The organism is Cupriavidus necator (assembly GCF_013141915.1).
In the GTDB taxonomy this organism is placed as follows: domain Bacteria; phylum Pseudomonadota; class Gammaproteobacteria; order Burkholderiales; family Burkholderiaceae; genus Cupriavidus; species Cupriavidus necator_B.
In genome coordinates, this window is the sequence record NZ_SROX01000001.1 from 168,531 (window position 1) to 179,075 (window position 10,545).

12 protein-coding genes are annotated in these 10,545 nt (G+C 68.4%); 3 read left to right on the forward strand and 9 right to left on the reverse strand.

Features of this window, described 5'->3' with window-relative positions:
• Positions 1-60: 60 nt before the first annotated feature.
• Positions 61-543: a DUF1579 domain-containing protein gene (locus E5S69_RS00810; protein WP_171513126.1), complete on the forward strand. Its 483-nt coding sequence runs from the start codon at positions 61-63 to the stop codon at positions 541-543.
• On the opposite strand, the gene E5S69_RS00815 is transcribed toward E5S69_RS00810, so the two are convergent.
• The 4 genes from E5S69_RS00815 to E5S69_RS00830 form a co-directional block, all read right to left on the reverse strand.
• Positions 525-2,837: a VTT domain-containing protein gene (locus tag E5S69_RS00815; RefSeq protein WP_171513127.1), complete on the reverse strand. Its 2,313-nt coding sequence runs from the start codon at positions 2,835-2,837 to the stop codon at positions 525-527. The two genes, E5S69_RS00810 and E5S69_RS00815, sit on opposite strands and share 19 nt — an antisense overlap.
• Before the next feature lie 172 nt (positions 2,838-3,009).
• The gene (locus tag E5S69_RS00820) at positions 3,010-3,348 is read right to left on the reverse strand and encodes a hypothetical protein (protein WP_171513128.1); all 339 of its coding nucleotides are present in this window, start codon (positions 3,346-3,348) and stop codon (positions 3,010-3,012) included.
• A gap of 156 nt (positions 3,349-3,504) precedes the next feature.
• Positions 3,505-3,702: a hypothetical protein gene (locus E5S69_RS00825; protein ID WP_171513883.1), complete on the reverse strand. Its 198-nt coding sequence runs from the start codon at positions 3,700-3,702 to the stop codon at positions 3,505-3,507.
• 203 nt (positions 3,703-3,905) lie between these two features.
• A complete protein-coding gene (locus E5S69_RS00830) occupies positions 3,906-4,178 on the reverse strand; it encodes a DUF2188 domain-containing protein (RefSeq protein ID WP_171513129.1) in 273 nt (90 codons plus the stop codon).
• Between the two features lie 313 nt (positions 4,179-4,491).
• On the opposite strand from E5S69_RS00830, the gene E5S69_RS00835 reads away from it, so the two are divergent.
• Positions 4,492-4,635 carry an entericidin A/B family lipoprotein gene (locus tag E5S69_RS00835; RefSeq protein WP_042881786.1) on the forward strand — a complete coding sequence of 48 codons (144 nt, stop codon included), beginning with the start codon at positions 4,492-4,494 and terminating at the stop codon, positions 4,633-4,635.
• Positions 4,636-4,824: 189 nt separating this feature from the next.
• Here E5S69_RS00835 and E5S69_RS00840 read toward each other — a convergent pair whose 3' ends face one another.
• The 5 genes from E5S69_RS00840 to E5S69_RS00860 all read right to left on the reverse strand — a co-directional run bounded on the left by E5S69_RS00840 (position 4,825) and on the right by E5S69_RS00860 (position 9,082).
• The gene (locus E5S69_RS00840; RefSeq protein ID WP_171513130.1) at positions 4,825-5,694 is read right to left on the reverse strand and encodes a DMT family transporter; all 870 of its coding nucleotides are present in this window, start codon (positions 5,692-5,694) and stop codon (positions 4,825-4,827) included.
• Between the two features lie 13 nt (positions 5,695-5,707).
• Complete coding sequence (locus tag E5S69_RS00845) at positions 5,708-6,616, reverse strand: 2-hydroxy-3-oxopropionate reductase (RefSeq protein ID WP_171513131.1); 909 nt, start codon at positions 6,614-6,616, stop codon at positions 5,708-5,710.
• Between the two features lie 76 nt (positions 6,617-6,692).
• On the reverse strand, positions 6,693-7,796 hold the full coding sequence (locus tag E5S69_RS00850; RefSeq protein ID WP_171513132.1) for a malate/lactate/ureidoglycolate dehydrogenase: 1,104 nt from the start codon (positions 7,794-7,796) through the stop codon (positions 6,693-6,695).
• A 127-nt stretch (positions 7,797-7,923) separates the two neighbouring features.
• Entirely contained in the window at positions 7,924-8,208 is a 285-nt protein-coding gene (locus tag E5S69_RS00855; RefSeq protein ID WP_171513133.1) for a hypothetical protein, read from the reverse strand.
• A gap of 121 nt (positions 8,209-8,329) precedes the next feature.
• Entirely contained in the window at positions 8,330-9,082 is a 753-nt protein-coding gene (locus E5S69_RS00860) for a GntR family transcriptional regulator (RefSeq protein ID WP_171513134.1), read from the reverse strand.
• Between the two features lie 168 nt (positions 9,083-9,250).
• Between E5S69_RS00860 and E5S69_RS00865 the strand changes: the two genes are divergently transcribed.
• Positions 9,251-10,471 carry a pyridoxal-phosphate-dependent aminotransferase family protein gene (locus E5S69_RS00865; RefSeq protein WP_171513135.1) on the forward strand — a complete coding sequence of 407 codons (1,221 nt, stop codon included), beginning with the start codon at positions 9,251-9,253 and terminating at the stop codon, positions 10,469-10,471.
• Positions 10,472-10,545: the final 74 nt, after the last annotated feature.

The window sequence follows — 10,545 nt, forward strand, 5'->3', positions numbered from 1 at the left end:
CTCGTGGCCATCGCGGTGCTCGGCCGAACCCAGGCCGTACCCCCTTACTGGAGACCGAACATGCAAATCGAAGCACAAAAGGAACATCGCTGGCTGCAACGCCTGGTTGGCAACTGGACGGCGCTGGGCGAGGCCGCGATGGGACCGGACCAGCCGGTGCAGACCTGGCAAATGCCGGAGCGAGTCAGCGGTATCGGCGAGGTCTGGGTACAGTGCGTGTCACAAGGCGACATGCCCGGCTGCGGTCCCGCCACGACGGTCATGACGCTGGGCTACGATCCGGCGCGCAAGCACTTTGTGGGTACCTTTATCGGCTCGATGATGACCCACCTGTGGGTCTACGAGGGCGACCTCGACGAAAGCGGCCAGCAGCTGACGCTGCGTGCCGAAGGGCCGGATTGCTCGGGCAATGGCCGCATGGTGCAGTACCGCGACGTGATCACGTTGCGCGACAACGACCACCGCGAACTGACTTCGTACATGCAGGGGGAAAACGGCGAGTGGACGCAGATCGTGAAGGCCAGCTACCGCCGCCAGCCCTGAGCTTCACTGGGGTTCCCGGCCAGCCGCGACAGGCGCGAGAGGCGCGACGAGCGCGACGAGCGTGAGTCGGGGCCGGGCGGATCGTCGTGGCGGCCGCGGCGCGGCCGCGCCGCATTGCGCCGGCGCCGGCGCCGCAGCAACAGCAGCAGCGATGCGGGCACCAGCAGCACCAGTGCCAGCAGTGCAAAGGTGAGCAGCCCGGGGTCGTTCGCCGCCGCGGCGACCCGGTCCACCAGCAAGGCACTGACCACGATGCCCGGCAGCATCCCCAGTGCCGTGCCGATCAGGCAATCGCGCAGGCTGATGCGCGAGGCGCCCACCAGCAGGTTGACCAGCGAGAAGGGTGCGAGCGGCACCAGCCGCAGCACCACCATGGCGATGACGCCGTGCTTGCGCAACTGGTGGCTGACGCGGTTCAGCCGCCTGCCGCCAAAGCGGCGCACGGCATTGCGCCCCAGCAGCCGGCCGGCCAGGTAGCCCGCGCCGGTGCTCAGCGCCGTGCCGCACAGGGCCAGCACGGCGCCGTAGAGCGGGCCGAACACCACCACCGTGACCAGGATCAGCAGCGTCACGGGCAGCAGCGTCACCGCACCGGCAAGATAGACCCCCATCATGGCCAGCGGGGCCAGCGGCATTTCGTCCACCCGCTCGATGGCGCCGAGCAGGGCGCGGAAATCTGCCCAGTCGCGCAGCGGCGTATAGCGCCAAGCGAAGAAAAGCCCCGCCACCAGCAGTGCCAGCGCCACCATCACTCCCACGCGCCCGAGCACGCGCGGGCGCGCCTCGTGGCTGACGAACTCGGCCAGCACCTGGTCGCTGTCGATCGGCTCGATCGGGTCCAGCAGGTTGGCGGCCGGTAACGCGGCATCGACATCGTCGGGCAGCGGCGGCACATAGTCCTCCAGCGAGCGCCCGTCGCTGCGTTGCAGGCGCCGGATCGCCCCGAGCACGCTGCGCGTGGCGGCCACCTCGGCCTGGAACGCTGCGGGCGCCACCTCCAGGTGTTCGCCCAGCAGCCGCGCGCGCATGGCGGCTATGGCCGCCTGGACGCGCGGCTCGCCGCCTGAGACCACCACGATATTGCACTCGGTGTCGAGCCCCAGCGAACGGTTGCTGAGGTTGGAGGAGCCGATGGTGAGGAAGTCGTCGTCGATCACCGTCACCTTGCTGTGGACGTTGACGCAGTCGGGCAGCAGGTTGGGAATCGTCGGGCAGTACAGGCGGAAGCGGTCGAACTTGTCGGCCGCGCGCAGTTGCCGGTAAAGGCGTGCGCGCAGCACGCCCATGCTGTGTGCCTCGAGCCAGCCGCTTTCGTTGCGGCGCGACACCAGCACGATATCCGGGCCGTCCTCGTGCCCCAGCCGGGCGGCCAGCGCCTTGGCGATCTCGCCTGAGCTGAAGTACTGGTTCTCCATGTAGATGCTGTGCCGGGCCGAGGCGATGGCATCGCGCAGCAGCAGGCGGATCTCGCTGACACCGGGCTCGTCCTCGCACATGGGCATGGTGCGGGCGATGCCCACCCGCACGTCGGTCAACTCGGGCGCCAGGCTGGGCGGCCACGGATCGGACGCGGTTGCCGCCACCGGCCGCGGTTGGCTGCCGCTGGCGCGCAGCCAGCGCTGCGCGCACAACTTGCCCAGTGCCGCCGCCGCGTTGCCATCGAGCGCGCACTGCACATCATGGAAGGGGGCGTAGGGCCGGCCCTCGGCCATGCGCAGCGGCGCACCGGGCGCGTGCTGGTTGTCGTCCCAGCGGCGCAGCGTCAGGTCCAGCCCGCCGACAAAGGCCACCTTGTTGTCGAGCACCACCACCTTCTGGTGGTGCGACGCGCCCGGCGGGTGATTGCCGTCCAGCAGGAACGACAGGTGCCGGTGCGCCTGCCAGTGCGCGCTGGCCGAAGGCAGCCACTCGCGCTCCATCGCCATCACCATGGCGTAGTCCCAGCTCAGGATGTAGATGCGCAGGTTAGGGCGTCGGTCGGCCAGCGCGCACAGAAAGTCGCGCAGCCCGGCCGGCAGCCCGTCCTGCGCGCCGGCGGGGACCAATTCCATGCGGCTGTCGATGTCCCAGCCCAGGATGAAGATGGTGTGCTCGGCCAGCGGCAAGGCCTCGCGCAGCGCGCGGAAATAGGCGTCGGCGTCGACCAGCATGGCAAAGCGCCGGCACGATTCGACGCGCCAGCAGTTGCGCCCGGGCTTGAGCTCGAAGCCGGGCGGCGAGGTGGGATCATGCGGTGGTGGCGACGTCGCGGGCGCGGGGGGCGCCGTGGTGCCGGGCGGATCGTATTGCCTCATTGCGCACGCTCAGGGAAGCGAAAGCCATAGCCCGAAGCGTCGCGCAAGTTCCGTACCCTGCGCAAGAGCCGGCCGGAGCGGTTGCCAGGCTTGGCTTGTGCGTGTGCGGCTTACCTGCCTTTGTAAGATCGGCACGCGGGCGAGCCGGGGTGCCGGGAGCGCGAGAGGCAGGTCAGGAGGCGTGTCCGCGCCGCAGGCCGGCGGGGCGGGCGATGCCCCAGACATCGAGCAGCGGCTCAAAGTGCGGGGTGTTTTCGCGCGGCGCAGGCGTGACGCGCCGTGGAGGTGGCAAGGGCCGGCCGGTCAGCATGAGGAGCGTATCGGCCTCGGCCGGCAACTCGGGCTCGCCTTCATAGGCCACGACGCCCATCTGGCGGGCGGATTTGAGCGCGCGGGTCAGTTCCGCGGCGCTCAGGCGGCTGGCTGCGGCAAGCCGGTGCCGGGGCATGGGCCCATTGGCACGCAGGCTGGACATCAACGCCGTCACGCATTCCCGGGTGGTTCGATTCATGTCGCTGCGTCAGAAAAATGGCGCGGCAGCGAACCCGCCGATCGGGTTCCTTGCCTGCGGATAACCATTCTTTAGCAGGGGTCATGGTCTTGCCAACCCGATATGACACTTGTTCACATTCGTCTCACGGTAGGGCATTACCTTGGCCATGGCGCATCAGTGCCGCGTTTTTGGGTCGCCGGTGGGAAACGCGGCCGCTGTGCCGTCATGCCGGGTCAGCATGGAGCCGTGCCGGCGCCACTTGCGGGCGTGGCGAACCTCGATGTCCGCGGCAAGATCATGCAGTTCCGCCACCCTGGCGTCGAGCGGGTCGGGATAGATGTCCAGCGGACGGTATCGGAGAAGAAAGCGCATCACGGGTCTCGGTTGTCCTGGTCGTCGGCCGGCGGCCTGACTCCAGTATTGGCGGTGAACCCGTGGTTTTCAGTAGAAGATGCGCAGAAACTTTGATGCGACGCAATGCATCAGGCGCAATGAGTCGTTGCGGCCCATCGTGTCAGCGGGCACGCAAGGCAAGGCAGCCGGCACCTCGACGGGCCGGCCAGCCGGGGGTCGCGTTAGCGGCCGAGGCGGGTATCACCGCGGGTGTCGCGGCAGTAAATCCTGCGTTCACGTACCAGTCCGTCACGGCCGTGGATGCACAGCGACACGCCGTCTTCGCGGGCACGCATCCAGCCGGCGGCGATGGCGGCTTCCTGGGTCGGGAAGTGCAGTGCCGCGCTGTCGGGGCCGCTCTCCAGGCCCTCGATCGTAAGCGCCCATTCCCCCGCGCTGGCGTATTCGGCGTCGCCGGTCGTGGCGGGAAGCACGTGGATGCTGCGTGACGTCATGGTGTTCTCCGTGATGGCTGGCAGTGACTCTAGGTTTTAAGCGATCCCGCGCCGGCGGGCTATCGGTCGCTGTCCTACAAGCATATTCGGGACCAGCCCGCACCCGGCACGCCGCACCGCCATCGTGCGGCGCGCCGTCGCGCCATGTCGCGCGTTCTGCTGACATCGGGGTAGGACGAATGCCGACTTTTCGTCCCGCCGCGGATTGCTACGATCCAATTGCCGGTTGGGCAACAGGCTGCCCGGTCAAGCCATTCCGAGCTCTTCCATCCCGGCGGCGCATGCCGCATCCACACGAAGCAAGGAGATCATCATGAGAAAGCTATACGCACTGTTTGCCCTCGCTGGCATGCTGCTGGTCACGGGTTGCAACACCATGGCAGGCGCAGGCAAGGACATCGAGCGCGGCGGCGAGAAGGTGCAGGGCGCGGCGGAAAACACCAAGCAGAAGATGTAAGCCGCTGGTGGCCACACCGTGGCCAGTCGCGACGGCCCGTGCCCCATGCGCGGGCCGTTTTCGTTCACGGGTGCGCCGCTTCGGTGCAGTTGGCGCTCCAGCTGGCGGCGGCGGACCGAATTCGCGCTGTGCCTGGCACCGCCATTGCCGCGCGCCGCCAGCCACGGTGCCGACCGCCGCGCGGCGCAGCTAGGCGGGCTCGGCCTGCTTGCCGAAGATCACCAGCGCAATGCCGCCCAGCACCGCTGCCGCGCTCAACGCCAGCCGCAAGCTCAGGGCTTCCCCCAGCAACGCGATGCCGCCCACCGCGGCGATGACCGGCACGCTCAACTGCACGGTGGCGGCGGTCGCCGCCCGCAGGCGCGGCACCGCGGTGTACCAGATCACATAGCCGAGTCCCGAGGTAAGGGCACCAGAAGCCACCGCATAGGCCAGCCCCGGGACATCGAGCGAGCGCTGCGCCTGGATCGCGGCACCGAGGGCCAGCGCCATGGGCACGGCGCGCACGAAATTGCCCGCGGTGGTCTCGACCGGATCCCCGGCACGCTTGCCACGCAGGGAATAGATGCCCCACGCAATGCCTGCGGCAACCATCAGCAACGACGAGGCCAGCGGCGGTGTCGCCAGGCCCGGCAGCATCAGCCAGACCAGGCCGGTCAGCGCCAGCGCCAGGCCGACCCACTGCTGCGGGCGCAGCGGCTCGCCGGTGTAGAGCCCGTAGCCGATCATGGTGGCCTGCACCGCGGCAAACAGCAGCAAGGCCCCGGTGCCGGCGCTCAGGCGCTCATACGCGAACGAAAACGCGGCGGCATAGCAGAACAGGGCCAGCGCCGACACCCAGTTGCCGCCCAGCGCCATGGCGCCCGCGCCGTTGCGCCCGGCCTGCCGCCGCGCCATCACGATCAGCCACAACACCGCCGCCGCCGCGGCGACGCGTGCCAGCGTGAACGTGCCGGCGTCGATGGTGGTGCCTTTCAGCGCCAGCCGGCACAGCAGCGAATTGCCGGCGAATGCCAGCATCGCCAGCGCGGTCAGCAACGCGGTGTTTGCGTGCGGCATGCGGGCCTGGCGCTTAGCCGGCGGGCGGCGCGTCGCCGATAGCGTACGAGGACAAATGCTCGATCGCCCGGACCAGCCCGGAATGGTCCCAGGCCGCACCGCCCAGCCCGCTGCAGACATTGAACAGCTGCTGGCACGACGCCGTATTGGGCAGGCCGACGCCAAGCTGGCGCGCGGTGGAGAGTGCCAGCTCCAGGTCCTTCTGGTGCAGCGCGATGCGAAAGCCAGGGTCGAAGGTGCGCCGGATCATCCGCTCACCGTGCACTTCGAGAATGCGTGAACTGGCAAAGCCGCCCATCAATGCCTCGCGCACGCGGGCCGGGTCGGCGCCAGCGCGGGCCGCCAGCACCAGGGCTTCGCTGACGGCCTCGATGGTCAGCGCCACGATCACCTGGTTGGCCACCTTCGCGACCTGGCCATCGCCGGCCGCGCCCACGCGCGTGATGTTCTTGCCCATCAGCTGCAGGATCGGCAGCACGCGGTCGAACACCTCCTGCTTGCCGCCGGCCATGATCGACAGGGTGCCGGCCTTGGCGCCGACTTCACCGCCCGACACCGGCGCGTCGATGTAGTCGGCCCCGATGGCCTCGATGCAGCGGGCGAACTCGCGGGTGGCGATCGGCGAGATCGAGCTCATGTCGATCACCGTGACGCCGCCCGTGGTATCGGCCAGGCCGTCGGCCACGCCACGCTCGCCGAACAGCACCTTTTCCACGTCGGGCGTGTCGGGCAGCATCAGGATGATTGTCTCCGACTGCCTGGCCACGTCCTCGGCGCTGGCGCAGGCCGTCACGCCGGCATCCTGCAGGTCTTGCGGCACGCCGCTGCGGCTATGGGACAACACGGTATGCCCGCCGTCGACCAGGTGCCGCACCATGGGCTTGCCCATCACGCCAAGCCCGATAAAGCCGATCTTGCTCATGTCGATGTCCGGTTGGGGTTCAGGCGCCGGCCTGGGAGTGCGTCGCGCACCGCGCCGGGCGCATATCTGATGATAGTCAGTCGCACGCCAGCGCAGACAGCGGACCGGGCGCCGGATGCGTGCCAGCGCGCGCCGCCGCGACGCGGGCCGCGGCGTCGTCCAGTTGCGCCAGCGTGCCGGCATCGACCGGGATCTGCGTGGCGCGGGCCGCGCGGCAGGCGCGTTCGGGTTCACCCGGCAGGTATATGCCGGGCTGGCCGGGCTGCAGGCGCGAGCTTTTCATCCAGTCGGCGAAGGCGGCCACTTCATGCCCGAACGAGGTGCTGGTGCCGAGCCGCGCGGGATCGAACACGATCGCCAGCATGTTGTTCCAGACCGCGTGCTGATGCCGCAGTGTGTCCGGGCGGATGGTATGGCCGCCCGTGACCGCGGCGCCCAGCAGCTCGCACATCACCGCCAGCACATGGCCCTTGTGCTCGCCAAAGGGCCGCAAGGCGCCCTGCGGCGTGCCGGCGGGCGGGTACATCACGGCGGCATCGGTGGTGGGCTCGCCCAGCGCATCGAGCAGGCAGCCCGGCGCCACCGGCGCGCCCTTGTTATGGGCCACGCGCACCTTGCCCAGCGCCACGGCGCTGGTGGCAAAGTCGAGCACCAGCGGCGGCTCGCCCGCCATCGGCACGCCGATGGTGAACGGATTGGTGCCATAGCGCGCGTCGTAGCCGCCGTGGGGCGCCACGATCGGCTTGGACAGCACGTTGACGAAGTGTATCGAGATCATGCCCGCGGCCGTGGCCTGCTCGGCCCAGTGGCCGACGCGCCCCAGATGGTGCGACTGGCGCAGCCCCATCACGCAGACGCCGTGCTCGCGGGCGCGGGCGATGGCCATCTGCATGGCTTGCGCCGTCACCGCCTGCCCCATGCCGCGGTTGCCGTCCAGGCTGAGCAGGCTGCCGGCGTCGTGCAGCACGCTGACCTCCCGGTTCAGTTGCAGCTCGTCGGCCTGCCATGCCAGTACATAGCGCGGGATCATGCCGACGCCGTGGGAGTCATGCCCGCTCAGGTTGGCGCCGACGAGGTGGTCGGCGGTCAGCTGTGCCTCCTGTGCGCTGCTGCCGGCGGCACGCCAGAGTTCGGTCACCCACTGGTGCAGGGCGTCCGTGGGAATGCGGTGTTCGCTCATATCGGCCTTGGAAGGATGAAAACGCTGCGAAGCAAGAAGCCCCGTGCCGTGTGACGGCAACGGGGCTTTCATGATACTTGCGGCACGCGTTCGCTGGCGCGGGCGTGGCCGGTGATCGGGCAAATCCCTACTGGTGCGGGGCTTCGTGCGCAGGGGCTTGTGCCAGGATTTCCCGGATGCGGGCCAGGTAGCTGTCGCCCACCGCGCGGTGCAGGCGTCCCGCCTCGGCGGCGAACTGGCGCCTGCTGGGTGGGCGGATGCCCAGGCTGCGGCAAATGGTGGACAGATAGGGCTTGCGCGGGCCAGCCAGGCGTTGCGCCGCGGCCTGCAGCGCGGCGTCGCCGATGCGCCCGCGCAGCCATGCCAGGACTTGGCGGTCATAGTCGTTTTGCACGCGGATCAGGTGTTCCATGCCGGGGCTCCACTGTTCATCCATACAGGTACTGTAAATATATACAGTATCGGTGTGGAGGCAAGAAAAATCCGGCCCTGGCGGGTGTAAATGCCGCGCCGCGGTCACGCTGGTGTCGATTTCAGAAAGATCTGTCTTCAGAAGGCCTGGCCGTAGCACCTATAGCGCCGTCGCCCGACACCAGTGGGAGGACCGCATCGCGCTTTTCCAGCAAGTGACGTTTCAGTACTGCCGCCAGCCGCTTGCCGTCGCGGGCTTCCAGCGCCTGGATCATCTCTTCATGGTCCTCGACGGCTTCGTCCCACTTGCCGCTTTGCTGGTTGGAGCGAAAACGCAGGGCCTGCAGGCGGCGGTTGATCGACTGGTACGTCTGGCGCAGCGCTCCATTGCGCGCAGCCTCATTGATCCGGTCATGGATCTCCTGGTTGCGGCTGTAGTAGCCCGGCAGGTCGTTGCGTGCGCGGCAGGCCAGCATGCCGTAGTGCAAGGCCTTGATCTGCGCCAGTTCGGCCGCCGTGATGCGCTCGCACGCCAGTTCGCCGGAAAACGCCTCCAGCCCGCTCATCAGCTCGAAGCTCTCCCTGACCTCTGCCTCGCTCATGCGGGAGATGCTGGCGCCGCGGTTGGGCAACAGATCGATCAGGCCCTCGGCCGCCAGCACCTTCAGCGCTTCGCGCAACGGCGTGCGGGAAATGCCAAGGGTTTCGCATAACTCGCGTTCATTGAGCTTGGTACCCGGGGCGAACACCCCTTCGACGATGAATTGCCGCAGGTGCTCGACCACGGTGTCATGCAGGCGCGGGCGCGCCAGCCGGGGCAGGGTGGCAGGGGGGGCTGGCTGGCCTGCCACGCCGTCGTTGTGTGAGTTTTGCATTCAATGTCCTCTATGCAGTTGGCGCAGATTCTACTGCATCCGCTCATTCGTCTCCAAAACGCGGGTTAACCACAACAAAAATGCGCAAATTCCACCTTGGTTCGCCCCAGCCGGCCTGCTATATTCGATTGAATTCAAAATTCATAATCCAACAGGAGGCGCGATTCCATGGTTCACCTCGATTTCCATCCCTCTGGCCGCCACTTTCTTCAGATCCCCGGCCCGAGCCCCGTGCCCGACCGCATCCTGCGCGCGCTGAGCTACCCGACCATCGACCACCGTGGGCCGGAGTTCGGCGCGCTGGGCCGCAAGGTGCTGGCCGGTATCAAGGAAATCTTCAAGACGCAGCATCCGGTGATCATCTATCCCGCCTCGGGCACCGGCGCCTGGGAAGCGGCGCTGACCAATACGCTCAGCCCGGGCGACCAGGTGCTGATGTTCGAGACCGGCCACTTCGCCACGCTGTGGAAGAAGATGGCCGAAGCGCTGGGCCTGCGCCCCGAATTCCTGGGCTTGCCCGGCATCGAAGGCTGGCGCCGCGGGGTGCAGCCGGACATGATCGAAGCGCGCCTGCGCCAGGACGCTGGCCACGCGATCCGGGCGGTCTGCGTGGTGCACAACGAGACCTCGACCGGCGTGATTTCCGATATCGCGGCGGTGCGCCGCGCCATCGATGCCGCCGGGCACCCGGCGCTGCTGCTGGTGGACACCATTTCGGGGCTGGGTTCGGCCGACTATCGCCATGACGAGTGGGGCGTGGACGTGACCGTGTCTGGCTCGCAGAAGGGCCTGATGCTGCCGCCGGGCATCAGCTTCAACGCGCTCTCGCCCAAGGCGATCGCCGCCAGCCAGCATGCCAGGCTGCCGCGCGCGTTCTGGGGTTGGACCGAGATCATCGAGGCCAACCAGAACGGCTACTGGCCCTATACGCCCAATACCAACCTGCTGTATGGCCTGTCCGAAGCGCTCGACATGATCCTGGGCGAGGGCCTGGAACAGGTCTTTGCCCGCCATCGGCGCCTGGCGGAAGCGACGCGCTGCGCGGTGCGCGCCTGGGGCCTGGAAATCCAGTGCGCGGATCCCGCGGTGTACAGCCCGGTGCTGACCGGCGTGATGATGCCCGACGGGGTCGACGCGGATGCGGTGCGCAAGCTGATCTATGAACGCTTCGACATGTCGCTGGGACAGGCGCTGGGCAAGATGCGCGGACGCATGTTCCGCATCGGCCATCTGGGCGACTGCAATGACCTGACCCTGATGGCCACGCTGGCCGGTTGCGAGATGGGGCTGAAGCTGGCGGGCGTGCCGCTTGCCGGCAGCGGCGTGGCCGCGGCGATGGCGTCGCTGGCCGCGCACGCTGACACGCCGGTGCTCAAGGCCGCAGCGTGAGCGGCGTCGATTGAGCGGCGCCGATCCGGGCAGGAGGCGGCGCGGTGCGCTGCCGCCTGCCATCGGGGCCGGAG

Excerpts from the sequence above, each read along its gene's own strand:
- E5S69_RS00810 (WP_171513126.1), top strand. The coding sequence starts at position 61 with ATGCAAATCGAAGCACAAAAGGAACATCGCTGGCTGCAACGCCTGGTT.
- E5S69_RS00815 (WP_171513127.1), bottom strand. The coding sequence starts at position 2,837 with ATGAGGCAATACGATCCGCCCGGCACCACGGCGCCCCCCGCGCCCGCG.
- E5S69_RS00820 (WP_171513128.1), bottom strand. The coding sequence starts at position 3,348 with ATGAATCGAACCACCCGGGAATGCGTGACGGCGTTGATGTCCAGCCTG.
- E5S69_RS00825 (WP_171513883.1), bottom strand. The coding sequence starts at position 3,702 with ATGCGCTTTCTTCTCCGATACCGTCCGCTGGACATCTATCCCGACCCG.
- E5S69_RS00830 (WP_171513129.1), bottom strand. The coding sequence starts at position 4,178 with ATGACGTCACGCAGCATCCACGTGCTTCCCGCCACGACCGGCGACGCC.
- E5S69_RS00835 (WP_042881786.1), top strand. The coding sequence starts at position 4,492 with ATGAGAAAGCTATACGCACTGTTTGCCCTCGCTGGCATGCTGCTGGTC.
- E5S69_RS00840 (WP_171513130.1), bottom strand. The coding sequence starts at position 5,694 with ATGCCGCACGCAAACACCGCGTTGCTGACCGCGCTGGCGATGCTGGCA.
- E5S69_RS00845 (WP_171513131.1), bottom strand. The coding sequence starts at position 6,616 with ATGAGCAAGATCGGCTTTATCGGGCTTGGCGTGATGGGCAAGCCCATG.
- E5S69_RS00850 (WP_171513132.1), bottom strand. The coding sequence starts at position 7,796 with ATGAGCGAACACCGCATTCCCACGGACGCCCTGCACCAGTGGGTGACC.
- E5S69_RS00855 (WP_171513133.1), bottom strand. The coding sequence starts at position 8,208 with ATGGAACACCTGATCCGCGTGCAAAACGACTATGACCGCCAAGTCCTG.
- E5S69_RS00860 (WP_171513134.1), bottom strand. The coding sequence starts at position 9,082 with ATGCAAAACTCACACAACGACGGCGTGGCAGGCCAGCCAGCCCCCCCT.
- E5S69_RS00865 (WP_171513135.1), top strand. The coding sequence starts at position 9,251 with ATGGTTCACCTCGATTTCCATCCCTCTGGCCGCCACTTTCTTCAGATC.